Consider the following 18,568-nt stretch of genomic DNA (forward strand, 5'->3'; position numbering starts at 1 on the left):
GTCTCCAGTTCAGGTCGAGGGGGTGAGCCGGACGCGGTTGCGCAGGGTTCCGATCCCGTCGATCCGCGTCTCGACGATGTCGCCGTCGGCGAGGAAGCGGGGCGGGTCCATCGCGGCGCCGATCCCGCCGGGGGTCCCGGTCAGGACGAGGTCTCCGGGACGCAGCACGGTGAAGGTGGAGATGTAGGCCAGCAGGGCGGGTGAGTCGAACACCAGGGTGCGGGTGTTCGCGTGCTGGACGACCTCGCCGTTGACGCGGCAGGAGATGTCCAGGCCCGCGGCCGGATCGGCTTCCTCCGGGGTGACGACGATCGGGCCGATGGGGGTGGTGGCGTCCCAGGCCTTGCCCTGGAACCACTGGAGGGTCCGCTTCTGCCAGTCGCGGATGGAGATGTCGTTGGCGACGGTGTAGCCGGCGATCGCCGCGGCGGCCTCGGCCTGGCCGGCGCGGCGCAGCGGGGCGCCGACGACGACGGCGAGCTCGGCCTCCCAGTCCACCGCCGCGTTCTCGGGGACGACGATCTCCTGGTCCGGGCCGAGGAGCGTGTCGGCGTGTTTGGCGAACAGGGTCGGGTGGGCGGGCAGGTCGCGGCCGGTCTCGGCGATGTGTTCGGCGTAGTTGAGGCCGCAGCAGATCACCTTTCCGGGGGTGGGCAGCGGGTTGACCGGCTCCCAGTCGGCCAGCGCCTGCCCGGGGGTGCCGTCGCGGCCGCCGCGCAGCCACGCCGACAGGTCGGGGGCGGGCAGCGCCCGCCACACGCCGCCGTCCAGGACGGCCGCGCGGGTCACCCCGTCCGGGGCGGACACCGTGGCCAGCTTCATGATCGTGCCTCCTTGACGGCAGTGAATGTATCGCATATTTCACGATCGTCAGATATTGTCAATACACTATCCGAACCCGCGAGGAGCAGCCGTGAAGCCCCAGCCCATCAACCCCACGTCCCTGCCCAAGCCCAGCGGCTACTCGCACGGCACACTGCACGGCAACACCCTCTACCTGGGCGGACAGACGGCGTTGGACAAGAACATGCGCATCGTCGAGGGCGGGATCGTCGCGCAGTTTCGCCAGGCGTTCAGCAACGTCCTGACCACCCTCAGGGAGGCGGGCGGCGAACCCGAGGACCTGGTGAGCATCACGATCTACCTCACCGACATCCCCGACTACCAGGCGCACGGCCGTGAGATCGGCGAGGTCTGGCGCGAGCTGGCCGGGCCGGTCTACCCGGCGATGGCCGGCATCGGCTGCACCGCGCTCTGGCAGCCCGAAGCCATGATCGAGATCCTCGGCGTCGCCGTCATCCCCGACCGCGGCACGAAGGCCGCCCAGGTCGACTACTGATATTTCGCTTTATTAACGGTCGTCTTAAATGCGCGATATTTTGGGGCGACCCAACGTCATTCAGGAGGCATCGTGCGCATAGCGGTCATCGGAGGCGGGCCCGGCGGCCTGTACTTCGCGGCGCTGGCCAAGCAGCTGGAGCCCGGCCATGAGATCACCGTGTGGGAGCGCAACGCCCCCGATGACACCTTCGGGTTCGGCGTGGTCTTCTCGGATGAGACCCTCGGCGGCATCGAGCACGCCGACCCGCAGGTCTTCGCGCAGATGTGTGCGGAGTTCGCACGCTGGGACGACATCGACGTTCACCACCGCGGCCGGGTGCTCACCAGCGGCGGCCACGGGTTCGCCGCGATGAGCCGCAAGCGGCTGCTGGAGATCCTCCAGGCCCGCTGCCTGGAACTCGGCGTGACCATCCACTTCCGGGCCGAGGCCCCCGACGTCGCCGAGCTCGCGGCGTCCCACGACCTCGTGGTCGCCTCCGACGGGCTGAACTCCGCGGTACGCACCCGGTACGCCGAGTCGTTCCGGCCCGACCTGGAGCAGCGCGCCTGCAAGTACATGTGGCTGGGCACCGACAAGGTCTTCGAGGCGTTCAAGTTCTTCATCCTGGAGACCCCCTACGGGGTCATGCAGGGCCACGCCTACCCCTACGACGCCTCAGGGAGCACCTTCATCGCCGAGATGCACGAGGACGTCTGGCGTGCCGCGGGCTTCGACGCCTTCGCCGCCCGCGAGTACGCCCCGGGCGAATCGGACGAGAAGTCGATCGCGAAGATCCGGGAGCTGTTCGCCGAAGCGCTGGACGGCGGGGAGATCCTCGCGAACAACAGCAAGTGGATCAGCTTCACCACCGTCCGCAACGCCTGCTGGCGGCACGAGAACATCGTCATCCTCGGCGACGCCGCCCACACCGCGCACTTCTCCATCGGCTCGGGCACCAAGCTCGCGATGGAGGACTCTCTCGCGCTGGTCGCCTGCCTGCACGAGCACCCCACCGTCGACGCCGCGCTCACCGCCTACGAGAACGAGCGCAAGCCCGTCGTCCACTCCACCCAGCGCGCCGCCCAGGCCAGCCTGGAATGGTTTGAGAACCTCGGCCAGTACATGGACCAGGACGTCGAGCAGTTCGCGTTCAACATCCTGACGCGCAGCCGCCGCATCACCTACGACAACCTGCGCCTGCGCGACCCGGAGTTCGTCGCCGCCATCGACGGCTGGTTCGCCGGACACCAGGGGCGACCCGGCGACGTCGCCGCGACCCCGCCGATGTTCCACCCCTTCCGGCTCGGCGGCCTGCACCTGGCCAACCGGGTCGTGGTCTCGCCGATGGACATGTACAAGGCCGTCGACGGCATGCCGTCCGACTTCCACCTCGTCCACCTGGGCGGCAAGGCCCTCGGCGGCGCCGGACTGGTCATGACCGAGATGGTGTGCGTCTCCGACACCGGCCGCATCACCCCCGGCTGCGCCGGGATCTGGACCGACGCCCAAGCCGACAAGTGGCGGCAGGTCACCGACTTCGTCCACGCCGAAAGCCAGTCGAAGATCGGCCTGCAGCTGGGCCACTCCGGCCGCAAGGGCTCCACCCGCCTCATGTGGGAAGGCATCGACCAGCCCCTGGAGTCCGGCAACTGGGAGCTGGTCGCCCCCTCCCCCATCCCCTACGCCGAAGGCGTCAACCAGGTGCCGCGCGAGCTGAGCGTCGAGGAGATGGCCGAGATCACCCGCCAGTTCGCCGACGCCGCCCGCCGCGCCGACGCCGCCGGATTCGACCTGCTGGAGCTGCACTGTGCCCACGGCTACCTGCTGTCGTCGTTCATCTCCCCGGTCACCAACCAGCGCACCGACGCCTACGGCGGCTCCCTGGACAACCGGCTGCGCTACCCGCTGGAGGTCTTCGCCGCCATCCGGCAGGTCTGGCCCGCCCACAAGCCGATGACCGTCCGGATCTCAGCCACCGACTGGATCGAGGACGGCATCACCGGTGATGACGCCGTCCACATCGCCCGCGCCTTCGCCGACGCCGGGGCCGCCGCCATCGACGTGTCCACCGGACAGGTCGCACCCCACGAGCGCCCCGCGTTCGGCCGCTCCTACCAGACGCCGTTCGCTGACCAGATCCGCAACAAGGTCGGAATCCCTACCATCGCCGTCGGCGTCATCTCCTCCTACGACGACGTCAACTCCCTCCTGCTGGCCGGCCGCGCCGACCTGTGCGCGCTCGGCCGCGTCCACCTCTACGATCCCAACTGGACCCTGCACGCCGCCGCCGAACAGGACTACACCGGACCCGGCGCCACCTGGCCGCTGCCCTGGCGCGGCGGAAGCCGCAGGCCCCAGACCGGCCGGACCGACGGCCCCAAGCCCCGCCTCCAGCTCATCCGCGAAGGCACCACCATCACCCGCCACGCCCGCTGGCGCCCCTGACCGGCCCGCCCACCCCGGACACCTGGACACTCCGGCACCCGCCTCCAGTGCGCGGGTGCCGGGACCCCGCCCGCAAGGACGCCCATGAACACCAGAACCACCGCTTCCCAGAGCTCCGGACCGCTCGCCGGGCGCAACGCCCTGGTCACCGGGGCATCGCGCGGCATCGGCGCCGCCTGCGCACTGCGGCTCGCCGAAGCCGGCGCCGACGTCGCCGTCCTGGGACGATCCCTTCCCGACCTGGACAAGGTCTCCGCCCAGATCCGCGCACTCGGCCGCCGCGCGCTCGTCGTCGGCTGCGACGTCACCGTGCCCGAGCAGATCGAGGCCGCCTGCACCCGCGTCGAGAACGACCTCGGCCCCGTAGACGTCCTGGTCAACAACGCCGGCGGCCCCAGGTTCCAGGCCGCGATCATGGATGTGCGGCCCGAAGGATGGCAGAAGGTCTTCGACCTCAACCTGACCAGCACCCTGCTGTTCTGCCAGCGGCTCGGCCGCGGCATGGCCGAGCGCCGCACCGGCACCATCGTCAACGTCTCCTCCATCGCCGTCCACGCCCCCTGGCCCGCCATCGCTCCCTACGGCGCAGCCAAATCCGGGATCCGCCACCTCACCCAGGCGCTCGCCGCCGAACTCGGCCCCTCCGGTGTACGGGTCACCTCCGTCAGCCCGGCGTGGATCGACACCGACATCAACACCGCCTACACCCGCGACCCCGAACTGAGCGACGCGGCCCTCGACCTCGTCCCCCTGGACCGGTGGGGCGAGCCCGACGACGTCGCCCACGCCGTCGTCTTCCTCGCCAGTCCGCTGTCCGGCTTCATCACCGGCATCGACCTGCCCATCGATGGCGGCTTCAGCGTCTCCATGCCCCGCAGCACCCGCCGCATCCTCAACCGCGCAGCCCCCGCCACCTGACATCGCCGACCGAGCGCGGACGACCACCGGCCGGCCCGTTCCCCCTTCTTCGTTCACCACGTTCCAGGAGCACATCATGCAACCGACCGACAAGGACCTCGGCTACCGGCTCGACGGCGACAACTCCATGTACGCCACCGAGAGCGGCCTGGTCATCCCCGTCGTCACCCGGGGCGGCCTGGAGTCCGCGCAGACCGGCCAGTCCGACGGCGCCTCCCGCATCTCCGGCGTGAGCCCCCAGCACACGCCCGCGACCCGCATCTGGTTCGGCAAGGTCAGCAACGACCCAGGATACCGGTCGGTCCCCCACCACCACGGTGAGGCCGAGACCGGCGGCTACGTCCTGTCCGGCAGGGCCCGCATCTACTTCGGCGCCGAGTACGAGGACTACATCGACATGGAAGAAGGCGACTGGGTGTTCGTCCCGCCGTTCATGCCCCACGTCGAATGCAACCTCGACCGCAACAAGCCGCTGACCTGGATGACCACCCGCACCCCCGACAACATCGTCGTCAACCTCGCCGACATCGCCGACGAGGCCCTGCGCCACTGGACGAACCGGCCCTGAGAGCCCAACCACGACTTCCCGCCTCTCCCGATGATCAGCACCATCGCCCTGGCGCCGCGCCTTGTCCGAGCCGCTCCCAGGTCGGACCGTCCTGCCGACACCGCCGCACGCTGAGCAGGCGGCGTCCTTGCACACGATCGTCGAGGCGGGCAGGACGGTGAAACCCCCCGGCGCCCTCCTTGTGAGGGCGTATGCTTCCCACCGGAAGGACCAGCGATGCAGCTGTCACCCACCGCCCACACCGACACCTTCGCCCGTGGCCACCTGCCGCCCGCCGAACTGTGGCCGCACCTGGAATTCACCACCGAAGCCCTGAACTACCCCGACCGGCTCAACGCCGCAGGTGAGATCCTCGACGCCACCATCGCGGCCTACGGCCCCGACCGGCCCGCGATCCGCACCGACACCGGCGAGATGTGGACCTACGGCGAGTTGCAACGGCGCGCCGACCAGGTGGCCCAGGTCCTCACCGAGGACTTCGCGCTCCAACCCGGCAACCGGGTTCTGCTGCGCTCACCGAACAACCCGTGGGCCGTGGCCTCCTGGTTCGGGATCCTCAAAGCAGGCGGCATCGCCGTCACCACCATGGCCGCCCTGCGCGTCCGCGACCTCAGCCCCGTCATCGCCAAGACCAGACCATCCATCGCACTGGTCGACCACCGCTACGCCGACGACGTGCGCACCATCCGCGACACTGAAGCTCCCGACCTCCAGATCGTCACCTTCGGCGCCGACAGCGGGCAGGACCTGACCATCCGCTGCTCGGCGAAGTCGGGTGCCTTCGACAACGTCGCGACCGCGGCCGACGACGTCGCCCTGTTCGGCCCCACGTCCGGCAGCACCGGCACACCGAAGATCACCACCCACTTCCACCGGGACCTGCTGTCCATCGACAACACCGCGGGCCGGACGCTCCTGCGGCTGCGTCCCGACGACGTCGTCGCCAGCACCGCCCCGCTGGCGTTCACCTTCGGCCTCGGCATGCTCGTGGTCTTCCCGCTGCGCGCGGGCGCCTGCATGTTCCTCACCGAAGGAGCCGCACCCGCACGGCTCGCCGACCTTGTCGAAGAGCACGGCGTCACCGTTCTGGCGACCGCGCCGACGGCGTTCCGGCAGATCCTCAAAGCAGGCAAGATCGGCCGGCTGAGCGGCCTGCGTGTCGGAGTGAGTGCCGGCGAGCACATCCCCCGACCGGTCTGGGAGCGGATCGAACACGCCATCGGGTTGCGCGTCATCGACGGGATGGGCTCCACCGAGATGCTCCACATCTTCATCTCCGCAGCCGGAGACGACATCCGCCCCGGCGCCACCGGCAAACCGCTTCCCGGCTTCCGAGCCACGATCCTCGACCCCGACGGCAACGAACTGCCACCCGGCGTCGAAGGCAAGCTCGCGGTCATCGGCCCCGTCGGCTGCCGCTACCTCGACGACCATCGTCAGGCCGGCTACGTCGTCAACGGCTGGAACGTCACCGGCGACACCTTCTACCGGGATGCCGACGGCTACTTCTACTACTGCGCGCGAACCGACGACATGATCGTCTCCTCCGGCTACAACATCGGCGCACCCGAAGTCGAAGCGACCATCAACACCCACGATGACGTCCTCGAATCCGCCGTCGTCGCCAAACCCGACCCTGACCGCGGCACGATCGTGTGCGCCTTCGTTGTCCTCAAGGATGGAATCCCAGCCGACTCGGCCAAGGCCCGACAGATCCAGGACCACGTCAAACAGACCCTCGCACCGTACAAGTACCCGCGCGAGATCCGCTTCGTCACGTCGCTGCCCTACAACCCCAGTGGCAAGATCCAGCGTCATGTCCTGCGAGCGGCCGCTGCGGAGGACGAGGCCGACGTTGCCTCGGTCTCGTTGGAGCACCAGCGATGAGCACGCAGGCCGGAAGCGCGGGCGGCGCCGTGACCGCTGATCCGGTGACCGCGCTTACGCACACACTGCGAGGCGTCCACCGCACGCGGGTGGAATGGATCGACACCGACGCCGCAGGCATCTACCACAACTCCACGGTGACCCGTTATGCCGAGGCGGCCGAAGCCGAACTTATGCGCTCTCGCGGACTGTGGCAGTACTTTCCCCGAGCGCCGAGAGTCCGCTTCGAGGTCGACTTCGAGGCACCCCTGTGCTTCGGCCAGCAGGTGACCGCGGTGGTCGAGCTGGAGTGCCTCGGGACCGCGTCGATGTCCTTCCGGTTCGAGATCTGGGGGGAGGAACTGCACGGCCGGCCTCGCACCAGGGCTGCGAGCGGCCGCTACGTGACCGTGCACGTCGAGCCTGGCCGTGACAGTGCGGTTCCGGTCTCCAGCACTCCCTGGCCAGTCGAGTGGGTGGCCGCGCTCCAGCGCCTACCGCAGGAAGAACCTCGGCCTGATTGAGTCGGAGCCTTCTGCATGAACGGGAGGGGGGCCGCGGACACGTTCGCGTACAGCTGCCCTGGCCCCTCGCTCAGTGGGTCAGGGCAGCAGCCCCGAGCCTGGGACGCACGGGCCAGTGTGCCCGGTGGCAGGTCACAACCTGAGCGGCGTCGGGTCCGTCGTCGAACAATACGAATGGGCGATAACCGGCCCAGCGAGGAATATGACACCCTCCAAGCACCAAGGTGGCAGGATCGAGGCGGATCCGAAGAGCGGTGCGGCGGGATCGACACGACCCCCGGCCGCGGTAGGACCAGGAGCGCGGTGATCAGACTCAGAGTCGCTTCTGAGCGTACGCGTACATGGCATCGCCCAGAAAGTCAACCATATCGGAATGGTAAGAATTATGGAATTCCTTCATGGCGGAGTCCTCCGAATAGAGGATCGCCATACCGATATAGGCATTCTTGGTCGGGGTGTAGAAACGGCAGGCTATCTCGAAATGTCTCTCGATGAACAACTGGATGTGGTCATCCTCCGGTCGTGCCCCTTCTAGGCGGCTCGCCATCTCGCTGTAGAGATCATGCCAATCCTTGTGGACTTGATCCTTGTTGACATGGGCCCAGCCGCCGGTGGCCGACAGGCTCCGCTCCTGCTCCTCGGCCAGGGATTTCCGGCAGATATCCGCGTACTGTTCGTCCATGTTCTTGATGCCTGTCAATTTATTAGCGCCTTTCCGATGAAAACGTTCCTGGAGTGGTTGCCGGATCGCCAACGATGACCGGCCACCGGGCCATGACGAACCATGGCATGGTGGAACCAGGTTGACAAACGATTTACCGGGGCGGGCTGGGTGGACATCAGGCAGCCCCCGGACGCCTCCTGAGGGGTGCTCGCGGACCCGAACGGCAGCCCGGCGGCTCGGCGGACCTGGGCAGCGCGACGACGCTCACGCTGGAGGAGATCGGACTCGGCTTCCAGGGTGATGAGACGCCCAGTGACGAAGACGGGATCATCCTCGTCGGCCCCTGCGGCGCCTGGACCCTGGCGGTGCAGATCCAGTGGATGGACGTCACAGAAGAACCTCGGTTGTCGGAGCTCTCGCGCGACGGCGGCAAGGCCATCGCGATCGGCTGGCACGGTGATGGCGCGCACCGCGTGGAGTACGCGATCGAAGGAGGCCGGGCAGGCCGCCCGAGCGCGGTGTCGAGGCGGTCCTGGCGGACGGCCCATCGGCAGAAGGAGGAGACGGCGGCGCGTTTACGTTTGCGGGTCGCGGCCGAGCTGTTCGATGATCACCGGGTCCATGACGCCGCCCATTCGCAGTCTCGGCGGGGGCTCTGTCGGAGCGCCGCAAGAGCGGACTGGTCGAGGAGGCCACGAAGGTGGTGCCGGCCGCGGCTGGGCTGGGCGAGTCTGAGGCTTTGCGGGTGTGAGCTGCCCGCCCTGCCGCCACGGCCTCACCCCCAAGTGCGCGACCACGACCGACAGGACACTGGCCGCCTACGGAGCCGCGGCCGTCCACTACCTCGACTCCGACCCCGGCCGGTGCGCGATCGCCACATCGTTCGGCGCCACCGTCGTCCGGGACGTCCGCCAGGGCTACGACGTCGTCGTCGAGGTGACCTCACGCGCCTCGGGACTGCGGCGAGCACTCACGGCTTTGGCGCCCGGCGGGATCTGCACGGCCATCGGCTACCACCTGGCCACCGGCACCCGCGTCCCGCCCGAGGGCCTACGGCGTGCGCCGGCCCAGCAGACGAGAGACGACCGTCTCGGCGGGCCTGCCGAGCACCCGTTCCAGATCGGGGGTCTGCTGCTCCAGCGCGCCCGCGCGCACCAGGCCGTTGATCCAGCTCATGGGGCCCGGGCCGGTGTCCGGCACCTCTCGGTAGGTCACTCCCAGCGCCGCGGCCACCTCGGGATGGCTCCACAGCGGGCCGGTGAAGTCGTACGCCCTGCCCAGGTGCCCCTCGCCCACCAGGACATTCGCCGCCGCCTCGGCCAGATCCGAGCGGAATGCCGTGTTCAGACCGCGGCCCCCGGTGCTGCCGGTGAGCTCTCCACCGGAGATCCGCGGGACGAACGCGTCACTGTAGAACGGATGACGCAGCATCGTGTACGGCAGGCCGCTGTCGAGTATGGCCTGTTCGGTGGCGTGGTAGGCCTCGGTCATGCCGGTGGCGACCGTACCGGCTCCCAGGAAGCTGGTGAAGGCGATGGCGCCGACACCGACTGCTTCGGCGGCGGCCACGGCGGCCAGGTGCTGCCTGGTCTTGCGACTGGGATCCAGTTCCGGGGAGGAGATCAGAAGGAGACGACTGGCTCCGTCGAACGCCGCGCGCAGGCTCGCCGGGTCGTCGTAGTCACCGTGCCGTGCTGGGACGCCCTCGGGAGCGCGTCCGAGATCGCGTACCACCGCCACCACCTCTGTCCGGGCACGGAGATTGTCGACGACGAGACGACCGAGCGCACCGGAGGCGGCCGAGATCACGATCATTGAGGGACCCCCTGTAGATGATCATCCCAGTGAACTACCGGCGGATGATTCGGCGCCACCCGATTTCCGGTGGCCCGGCAGGGCCGGGACGACCGGGGCGGGGCAGCCGGCGCCGGCCGGTAGGAGGTCCCCAGGAGTTCCAGGAGGCCGAAGACGAGGTCGCCGTAGGAGCCGGTGTCGGACACGACGATCTGGTGATCGAACGGCGTCTCGCGCCGCTCGCACCCCTTTGGGGCCCGGGTCAGCTTCGGGAGGAGGAAACCGGGCAGGACCGCGAACGGTGGGATGACGGCACCCGAGAAGAGGAACGTCGATGCCGCACGAGGGAACGCGGAGATCACGCTACACTAGAGCGCCCGCGAAAAATAAAACACCTCTCGTCAGGAGTCTATCAAAGATATGGAGCTCCGTCAACACGATTCCGCGCTCGCTGAGCCCCTCCAGGCCGAGCAGGTCCATGTCACCAGGCTCTACGACCGTCTCGACACCGCCAGGAAGGAGACCGCCGCCGCCCTGCGCGCCGAGTACGCGCGCGGCGAGAGCGGAGGCTCCCACCAGGCGAGGGTCGAGCGTGAGGTCGCCGCGGGCGAGCACGCCCGCCGCCTGGCGCAACTGTTCGGCGTCGAGCGCGACCTGTGTTTCGGCAGGATCGACGACACCGACGGCGAGACCCTCTACATCGGCCGGATCGGCCTGCGCGACGAGGACCGGGAGATCATCCTCACCGACTGGCGCGCTCCCGCGGCCCGCCCCTTCTACACCGCCACGCCCGCCACCCCGGAGTCGCTGGTCCGCCGCCGCCACCTGCACCTACGCGAACGTACCGTGGTGGGCCTCGACGACGAGGTGTTCGACCTGGAGCGCCTCAGCGAGGGCGACCGCCGGACACTGGTGGGCGAGGCCGCGCTCTTGGCCGCCCTGCGGCGGGAACGCACCGGCCGGATGAGCGACGTGGTCGCCACCATCCAGGCCGAGCAGGACCGGGTGATCCGCTCGGGCCTGGCCGGTGCCCTGGTGGTGCAGGGCGGCCCCGGAACCGGCAAGACCGTCGCCGCGCTGCACCGCGCCGCCTTCCTGCTCTACACCCACCGCACCACCCTGGAACGGCGCGGCATCCTGGTGGTCGGCCCCAGCCCGCTGTTCTCCCGCTACATCGGTCAGGTGCTGCCCTCCCTGGGCGAGACGGACGTGGTCCTGTCCAGCCTCGGCGAGCTGTACCCGGGCGTGCGCGCCACCGCCTCCGACACCCCGGCCACCGCCGTCGTCAAGGGTGACGCGCGTATGGCCGGTGTCGTCGCCGCTGCGCTGCGCGACCGCCAGCGCGTCCCCGACGGCGACCTGTGGGTCGCGATCACCGTGCGGACATCACTGCGCGACGGGGTGGAGGTGGTGGTCGAGCGGATGACGCTCACCGTGGACCATGACACCTGCGTGCGTGCCCGCGACCGGGCCAGGACCTCGCGCCACCCGCACAACGTGGCCCGCCGCCTCTTCATGATGGACATCCTGAAGGCGCTCGCCGCGGACGAGGCCGAACAGCTCGGCTCGCCCCCGGACGAGGAGGACCTGCGCTACGCCCGCAAGGCGCTGTGGTCGCAGGACGCGGTCCGCGACGCGGTGGACGGGCTGTGGCCGTCGCTGACCCCCGAACAACTGATCGCCGACCTGCTCACCTCCTCCGAGGCGCTCGGCTCGGCCGCCCCCGATCTGTCGGAGGAGGAACGGGCCGCGCTGCTGCGACCGCCCGGCGCGCCGTGGACGGTCGACGACGTGCCCCTGCTGGACGAGGCCGCCGAACTCCTCGGCGAGGACGAGGACGCCGGTCCTCCCGCCGATGTCGTGCGGGCCACCGAGGAGGAGCGCGAGGCCGAGGAACGCTACGCCCGGGGCGTGCTGGAGTTCACCGGCCTGCTGGAGGACGAGATGATGGCGGCCGACATCCTGGCCGGACGCCACCGCGACACCGGCCCGGTCATCACCACCGCCGAACGGGCCCGCCGCGACCGCCGGTGGGCGTACGGGCACGTCATCGTCGACGAGGCGCAGGAGCTGTCGGCGATGGCCTGGCGCACCGTGATGCGCCGCATCCCGGCGCGCTCGCTGACCGTGGTGGGCGACATCGCGCAGACCGGTTCCGCGGCCGGGGCTCGTTCGTGGGAGGAGATGCTCGATCCGTACGTCAAAGGCCGGTGGCGGCAGGAGCACCTGCTGGTCAGCTACCGCACCCCGGTGGAGATCATGCGGGTGGCCGCCGACGTGCTGCGCGCGGTCGCGCCGGACCAGGAACCCCCCGAGTCGGTCCGCGACGGCGGCAGCCCGCCGCGTGCCGTCCGCCTCGACCCGGACGCCCCCGGCGGCCCCGCCGCGCTGGAGGCGCTGGTGGCGGACGAGCTGGCGGAGATCGGAGAAGGGCGTCTGGCCGTCATCGTGCCCGACGCCCGGCACGCCTGGATATCCGCGCTCTTCCCGCGGGAGGGCGACGTCCTCGACGTCCCCGTCGCGGTCCTCACCGTCACCGCCGCCAAGGGGCTCGAGTTCGACGCCGTCGTGGTCGTCGAACCGGAGGAGATCCTCACCCAGACGCCGATGGGCGGTAACGACCTCTATGTGGCGATCACCCGCGCGACCCGGCGGCTGACCGTGACGCACCGGGGAGATCTCCCGCCGATGCTGTCGAGGCTTGAGCGGCACAGGCCCTAACCTGGGGACACTTTTTGATATCGGGGAGGAGTCTTTCGATGGCGCCGGTTCTGGAGAGTACGGCTCGCGCGCTCCTGCGCAGGATCGCGGTCGAGCAGGCCGAGGGGCGGCTGCCGTCCCTGACCGCGGCGGTGGTGCGCGACGGGGAGCTCGCCTGGTTCGGCTCGCGCGGCAAGGTCGACGGCGCCGCCCCCACCACCGCCACCCAGTACCGGATCGGCTCCATCACCAAGAGCCTGGTGGCCACCGTGGTCATGCGGCTGCGCGACGAGGGCCGGATCGAGCTGCTCGACCCGATCGGCAAGCACGTCCCCGGCACGCAGATCGGCGAGGTGACCGTCGCCCAGCTGCTGTCGCACACCTCCGGCCTGAGCGCCGAGTCCCCCGGCCAGTGGTGGGAGCGGACCCAGGGCGTGCCGGTGGAACGGCTCGTCGCCTCACTCGGCCCGGACGCCGCCAAGCACCGGCCCGGCCGCCGCTACCACTACTCCAACGTCGGCTTCGCCCTGCTGGGCGAGCTGGTCGCCCGGCACCGGGAGATGAGCTGGGCACAGGCGGTCCGGGAGGAGATCCTGCAGCCGCTGGGCATGCGCGACACCACCGTCCGGCCGCGTGCCCCGCACGCCGTCGGCTACGCCGTGCACCCGTGGGCGGACGTGCTGCTGCCCGAGCCCGAGCACGACGCGGTCGCCATGGCCCCGGCCGGTCAGCTGTGGTCCACCCCCGCCGACCTGGCGCGGTGGGCGGCGTTCGTCGCCGGCGACACCGGGGACGTGCTCTCCCCCGCCACCGTGGCGGAGATGCGCGAACCCGCGACCGTCGACGACGGCGACGCCTGGACCGGCGGGTACGGCCTGGGCCTGCAGCTGGCCCGCGCGGGGGGCCGCCGCCTGGCCGGCCACACCGGTTCCATGCCCGGTTTCCTGGCCACGGTGTGGGCCGACCCGTCCGACCGGGTCGGCGTGCTGTTCACCGCCAACTCCACCGCGGGGGTCAGCCGCACCCTGCTCACCGACCTGCTGGCCATCCTCGACCAGCACGAGCCGCGCCTGCCCGACGAGTGGGAGCCCGTCGCCGACACCGCGGGCCTGCTGGAGATGACCGGGCCGTGGTACTGGGGCCCCGCCCCGTACGCGCTGCGGCTGCTGCCCGACGGCGGGGTCTCCCTCAACCCGATCGGCGGAGCCGGCCGGGCCTCCCGGTTCGCCGCCCAGGCCGACGGGACCTGGCTGGGGCTGGACGGCTACTACGCGGGCGAGACGCTGCGCGCGGTGCGCCGGGCCGACGGCTCGGTCAGCCACCTCGATCTCAACACCTTCATCTTCACCCGCACTCCCTACGATCCCGAGGCGGACGTGCCCGGCGGGGTGGACGAGAACGGCTGGCGCGGCTGACCCAGGCCCCGCGGAGACGGCCGCCCGTGGGCGGAACCGGCCAGACGACGCCGCCGTCGGCACGCGTCACCCGGCCGTCGCCCCGGTGGCTCCGCGCGGGAGGCGCAGGGAGGCCGCAGCCTCGGTGACGCCGCGGGGGCTCCCGGGCGCTCCAACGGATCGCGGGCGAGGGCGAGGAGGGTCACGGCCTCCGCGGCCCCCCGGTGGCGGCGTCGGCGTAGCGGCGGGCCAGGCGCGCGAAGGCGTCCTTGAGCTCCGCCGGGCCGACGACCTCGATGTCGGCGTCGAACCTGCCGATGATGGCGGCCAGGCCAGGCCATGACCACGAGCCCAGGACGAGCCGACAGCGGTTCGGGCCGAGTTCCTCGACGACTCCGTCATAGATGTGGCGGGACACGGCGGCGGCCGGCAGGTCGAGGATCACCTCGCCGCGGCAGGGCCAGCCGCCGGAGCCGCCGGAGCCCCGGAACCTGCCGGCCACGAAAGCGGCCACCTCGCCTCCGGGCAGCTCACGCGGGGTGAAGCGGGGCCCCGTGGGAGTGCGCGGGGTGATCCGATCGGCACGGAAGGTGCGCCAGTCCTCGCGGTCGAGGTCCCAGGCGACGAGATACCAGTTCCCGCCCCAGGTGACGAGATGATGGGGCTGCACCCGGCGCGGCGGGATCTGCACGCCGTCACCGTCCACCGCCGGCGGAGACGCGGGGGTGTAGTCGAAGCGCAGCACCTCCCGGGCATGGACGGCGGCGCTGAGCGTCATGAGTACGCCGCTGTCGGCCTGCGGGGCCGGTCGAGTCGCGGACCGCTCGACGGCGGTGACCCGGACGGTGTCGATCCGGTGGCGCAGCCGTGCGGGCATGACCTGCCGGACGGTGTTCAGCGCGCGCGCCGCGGCTTCCTCGATGCCGGCACCGGTGGTGGCGGCGATCTGGAGTGCGATGGCCAGGGCGACGGCCTGCTCGTCGTCGAACAGCAACGGGGGCAGCTCCGTTCCGGCGTCGAGCCGATACCCCCCGTCGGGACCTTTGGTGGTCGATATCGGGTAACCGAGCTCGCGCAGGCGGTCGACATCGCGGCGCACGGTACGCGGGCTGACCTCCAACCGCTCGGCCAGCAGTGCCCCCGGCCAGTCCCGGCGTGCCTGGAGCAGGGAGAGCAAGGACAGCAGTCGCGCTGACGTCTTCGGCATGACACCGATACTGCCCTGAGAAGCGGCCACAACCTGACCGCTTCTCCTGCGACTGTGGTCCCGTGCCAAGCAACGAGAACGACCAGAAGGACCCGATCACCGTGACCGCCACGACCACGCCCCCCACCGCTCTCGACGCTGAGCGGGCCGACCTGATCGCCCAGCTCGCGACCGTGCGATCCGCCCTGACCAACACCGTCCGCGGGCTCGGCGACGAGCAACTCGGCGAGCGCCCGACGGTCAGCGCGCTGTGCCTGGGCGGGCTGATCAAGCACGTCGCGTCCGTGGAGGAAGGATGGATGCGCTTCGTGGTCGAGGGCCCGTCGGCGATGCGTTACGACCTGCCCGACGGTGTCACCTGGGCCGACTTCGCGGCCGGTACCGCACGTGAGCTCCCGCAGTGGGCGATCGACCGCCACAACGACTTCCAGATGCTGCCCGGCGAGACGCTGGCCGGGATCATCGCGCGCTACGAGCAGGTCGCCGCCCGCAGCGAGGAGATCATCGCCTCCGTCCCCGACCTGTCGGCGACGCACCCGCTGCCGGAGGCGCCCTGGCACGAGCCGGGAACGGTGTACAGCGTGCGCCGGGTGCTGACGCACATCATCGCCGAGACCGCCCAGCACGCCGGACACGCCGACATCCTGCGCGAGACGCTCGACGGCCGGACGTCGACCTGACCGATGACGGGCCGCCGGCCGGATCCGGGCCACCGCCCCGGCCGGCGGCGACCTGCGGCCCCCGCGCCTGCGCGGCGGCCGCAGCACGGTGCGCAAACCGGAGGCGGCGAGGCCGCATCACGCGACGGCGGTCCCCTCTAGTTCGACCATCAGGTCGGGGATCGCCAACCGTGTCACCCCGAGCATCGTGGTGGACGGCGCCACCCCGGCGGCACCCAACCGCGACGCCAGCACGCCGTAGTGCTCGAAGAGCCGATCGACGTCGGTGGTGTAGACGTTGAGCCGGACGAGGTTCGCAAGGGACATGCCGGCCGCGCCGAGCACGGCCTCCAGGTTGTCGAGGCTCAGCGCCAACTGCGCCGCCATGTCATCGGCATGCCGGGGCTTGCCGTCGCCGTTCATCGCGGTCTGCCCGGAGCAGTACAGGGTCCGGGTGTGCCCGGAGACGATCTCTCCCTGGTTGTACCCCAGCTCCACCGACCACGTCCACGGGTTGACCGCCGTTCGCTCCATCGCCACATCAGCTCCATTCGATTCGTCGACAACACGTACGTCCAGCGGCTCGATAGCCGCCATCTTTTCGGTCGTGCCGCTAAGCCTCCCGGCAAATCACGACATCCTGTGTCGTGTATTCCTGTAGCGTTTCGGTGTGCGCGCCGACCGGTTGGTCTCGCTGGTGCTGCTGCTGCGGCAGCACGGCCGGTTGTCCGCGGTCGCGCTGGCCCGCGAGCTGGAGGTGTCCACCCGCACCGTGCTGCGCGACATCGAGGCGCTGTCCGCAGCCGGCGTCCCGGTCTACGCCGAACGCGGCCGGCACGGCGGTTTCGCGTTGTTGCCCGGTTTCCGGACCGAGCTCACCGGACTGAACCACGACGAGGCCCTCGCCCTGCTGATCGCCGGATCGCGGCGTGGCGCGCAGGCGTTCGGCCTCGGCTCGGCGCTCGCTTCGGCGATGCTCAAGGTGGTTGACGCGCTACCTGAAAGCTATCGGGACACCGCGGCCGGTGCGGCCGAGCGATTGCTCATCGACCCGGAGACCGACCTCCTCTCGCGCCGGCTGGTCGATGAGGAGGTGCCTGACACCGTAGTGGCCGAGGTCCGGCGCGCGGTGCTCGCCGGACACAAGCTGCGCATCCACTACGCGGCTGCGGACCAGACCCCGCAGTGGCGCACGGTGGACCCGATCGGCCTGGTCACCGTACGCGACCGGGGCTACTTGTTGGCCACGAGGTCCGGTGCGGACCGCACCTACCGGCTGTCCCGGGTCTTGGCCGCCGAGGAACTCGCCGAACCCGCACAGCGACCGGACCGGGTCGATCTGGACCGGGCCTGGCAGGAACGCAGCACGCGGTTTCGGACCGGCGGCGACCAGGTCACCGTGCTGGTACGGGTGGACCCGGCGCGGCGGGAGGACCTGGTGGGCACCGCGCTGGCCGTCCGCGCCGAAGAAGCCGACTCAGACGGCCGGCTACGTCTGGAGGTGACCTTCCAGGATCCGAGACACGCCGAGTGGGCGCTGTGGCAGCTCGCCACGGACGCGGAAGCTCTGGCCCCGCAGTGGTTGCGCACCCCCCTGCGCGACCGCGCCGCCGCGATCGCCACCCGGTACGAGTGTCAACCGGAGAGTTGACCGGTGACTCGCCTGCCAGGCCGTCACGAGGCCCGCGGTAGCCGCACGGTCGTCGACGGCGTCCCGGTCACCGAGGCCGCCCGCACTCTCAAAATCGGCCGCTCCACCGCCTGCACGGGCACTCGCGCGACGCTGACCGGCGGCTATTCCGCCCACATTCCGTCTCTGCCCCTCGGCGCCCTTAGCAAGATCATTCTCACGATGACCGCTGTCCGCCGGTTCCTCGCCCCTGGGAACCCTCGGGTTTCTGGGGGTTGCCGTAGTACTCGCGGAAAATCGGGCTATTCCCCGATTTTCCGCGCTACGGCAACCCCCGCCCGCGGGCAGGTCCGGTTCGTCATCGGGCCTGCTGTGCTGCGGCTCAGCTGTTCGCGCGGATGGTCTTGTTGATCCAGTCGCTGTAGGCGGGCACGTTGGTGTAGAGGCCGGAACCCTGCGCGCAGGAGGGGCCTCTTGGCGCCGGTGCCGACGCCCACGATGCTGGAGCCGCTGGTGTGGATGAGCGGCTTGCCTGACCCGGCCAGCGCGGCGATAAGTGTTTCCACTGCTCGGCGATGGTCGCTGTCGGCCGCGTTGACGACCGCGTCGGCGCGGCCGGCGTGCTCGGTGAGCGTACTCGCATCATCCAAGCTGCCCACCACCGGCTGGATGCCCAGCCGGGCGAGGTCGCCTGCCCTGGTCGCGTCCCGGGTCAGGCCGGTGACGGTGTGACCTGCCCGAAGGAGGCGGGTGGCGACGGCGCCACCGATGTAGCCGCTCGCTCCGGTAACGAGACGTGCATCAGAGTCCTGCTTTCTCATGCGATTCAAGCTGGTCGTTCAGCCGAGGTCAGCGTCTTCAGTGCCGGGCTAGGCTGC

At 70.4% G+C, this 18,568-nt stretch carries 16 protein-coding genes; 10 read left to right on the forward strand and 6 right to left on the reverse strand.

Annotation, left to right across the window (positions count from 1 at the left end; all coding sequences use genetic code 11):
- Window positions 1–9: 9 nt before the first annotated feature.
- Complete coding sequence (locus tag F4562_RS00265; RefSeq protein WP_184548401.1) at window positions 10–822, reverse strand: fumarylacetoacetate hydrolase family protein; 813 nt, start codon at window positions 820–822, stop codon at window positions 10–12.
- Window positions 823–913: 91 nt separating this feature from the next.
- Between F4562_RS00265 and F4562_RS00270 the strand changes: the two genes are divergently transcribed.
- The 6 genes from F4562_RS00270 to F4562_RS00295 all read left to right on the forward strand — a co-directional run bounded on the left by F4562_RS00270 (window position 914) and on the right by F4562_RS00295 (window position 7,642).
- A complete protein-coding gene (locus F4562_RS00270) occupies window positions 914–1,339 on the forward strand; it encodes a RidA family protein (protein WP_221207912.1) in 426 nt (141 codons plus the stop codon).
- 72 nt (window positions 1,340–1,411) lie between these two features.
- The gene (locus F4562_RS00275; protein ID WP_184548397.1) at window positions 1,412–3,766 is read left to right on the forward strand and encodes a bifunctional salicylyl-CoA 5-hydroxylase/oxidoreductase; all 2,355 of its coding nucleotides are present in this window, start codon (window positions 1,412–1,414) and stop codon (window positions 3,764–3,766) included.
- Between the two features lie 84 nt (window positions 3,767–3,850).
- Window positions 3,851–4,684: an SDR family NAD(P)-dependent oxidoreductase gene (locus F4562_RS00280; RefSeq protein WP_184548395.1), complete on the forward strand. Its 834-nt coding sequence runs from the start codon at window positions 3,851–3,853 to the stop codon at window positions 4,682–4,684.
- Window positions 4,685–4,760: 76 nt separating this feature from the next.
- Window positions 4,761–5,252, forward strand: coding sequence for a cupin domain-containing protein (locus F4562_RS00285; RefSeq protein WP_184548393.1), 492 nt, complete (start codon window positions 4,761–4,763; stop codon window positions 5,250–5,252).
- A gap of 216 nt (window positions 5,253–5,468) precedes the next feature.
- Window positions 5,469–7,139, forward strand: coding sequence for an AMP-binding protein (locus tag F4562_RS00290; protein ID WP_184548391.1), 1,671 nt, complete (start codon window positions 5,469–5,471; stop codon window positions 7,137–7,139).
- On the forward strand, window positions 7,136–7,642 hold the full coding sequence (locus F4562_RS00295; RefSeq protein ID WP_184548389.1) for an acyl-CoA thioesterase: 507 nt from the start codon (window positions 7,136–7,138) through the stop codon (window positions 7,640–7,642). The genes F4562_RS00290 and F4562_RS00295 overlap by 4 nt, the downstream gene beginning before the upstream one ends.
- Before the next feature lie 313 nt (window positions 7,643–7,955).
- Here F4562_RS00295 and F4562_RS00300 read toward each other — a convergent pair whose 3' ends face one another.
- Entirely contained in the window at window positions 7,956–8,342 is a 387-nt protein-coding gene (locus tag F4562_RS00300; protein WP_221207911.1) for a TipAS antibiotic-recognition domain-containing protein, read from the reverse strand.
- 1,014 nt (window positions 8,343–9,356) lie between these two features.
- Complete coding sequence (locus tag F4562_RS00305) at window positions 9,357–10,121, reverse strand: NAD(P)H-binding protein (protein ID WP_184548387.1); 765 nt, start codon at window positions 10,119–10,121, stop codon at window positions 9,357–9,359.
- Window positions 10,122–10,520: 399 nt separating this feature from the next.
- Between F4562_RS00305 and F4562_RS00310 the strand changes: the two genes are divergently transcribed.
- Both F4562_RS00310 and F4562_RS00315 read left to right on the forward strand, forming a co-directional pair.
- Complete coding sequence (locus F4562_RS00310) at window positions 10,521–12,821, forward strand: HelD family protein (RefSeq protein WP_184548385.1); 2,301 nt, start codon at window positions 10,521–10,523, stop codon at window positions 12,819–12,821.
- A 38-nt stretch (window positions 12,822–12,859) separates the two neighbouring features.
- A complete protein-coding gene (locus F4562_RS00315) occupies window positions 12,860–14,215 on the forward strand; it encodes a serine hydrolase domain-containing protein (RefSeq protein WP_184548383.1) in 1,356 nt (451 codons plus the stop codon).
- Window positions 14,216–14,396: 181 nt separating this feature from the next.
- On the opposite strand, the gene F4562_RS00320 is transcribed toward F4562_RS00315, so the two are convergent.
- Complete coding sequence (locus tag F4562_RS00320; RefSeq protein ID WP_184548381.1) at window positions 14,397–15,401, reverse strand: helix-turn-helix transcriptional regulator; 1,005 nt, start codon at window positions 15,399–15,401, stop codon at window positions 14,397–14,399.
- Window positions 15,402–15,463: 62 nt separating this feature from the next.
- On the opposite strand from F4562_RS00320, the gene F4562_RS00325 reads away from it, so the two are divergent.
- Entirely contained in the window at window positions 15,464–16,081 is a 618-nt protein-coding gene (locus tag F4562_RS00325) for a DinB family protein (RefSeq protein ID WP_311734286.1), read from the forward strand.
- Window positions 16,082–16,198: 117 nt separating this feature from the next.
- Here F4562_RS00325 and F4562_RS00330 read toward each other — a convergent pair whose 3' ends face one another.
- Entirely contained in the window at window positions 16,199–16,594 is a 396-nt protein-coding gene (locus tag F4562_RS00330) for a RidA family protein (RefSeq protein WP_184548568.1), read from the reverse strand.
- Between the two features lie 136 nt (window positions 16,595–16,730).
- On the opposite strand from F4562_RS00330, the gene F4562_RS00335 reads away from it, so the two are divergent.
- A complete protein-coding gene (locus tag F4562_RS00335; RefSeq protein WP_184548379.1) occupies window positions 16,731–17,711 on the forward strand; it encodes a helix-turn-helix transcriptional regulator in 981 nt (326 codons plus the stop codon).
- 281 nt (window positions 17,712–17,992) lie between these two features.
- Here the strand turns inward: F4562_RS00335 and F4562_RS00340 are convergent, their stop codons facing one another.
- Window positions 17,993–18,511 (reverse strand): NAD(P)H-binding protein, encoded by a 519-nt coding sequence (locus F4562_RS00340; protein ID WP_184548377.1) that lies wholly within the window; start codon window positions 18,509–18,511, stop codon window positions 17,993–17,995.
- Window positions 18,512–18,568 lie beyond the last annotated feature (57 nt).

It is taken from the genome of Streptosporangium becharense, assembly GCF_014204985.1.
In the GTDB taxonomy this organism is placed as follows: domain Bacteria; phylum Actinomycetota; class Actinomycetes; order Streptosporangiales; family Streptosporangiaceae; genus Streptosporangium; species Streptosporangium becharense.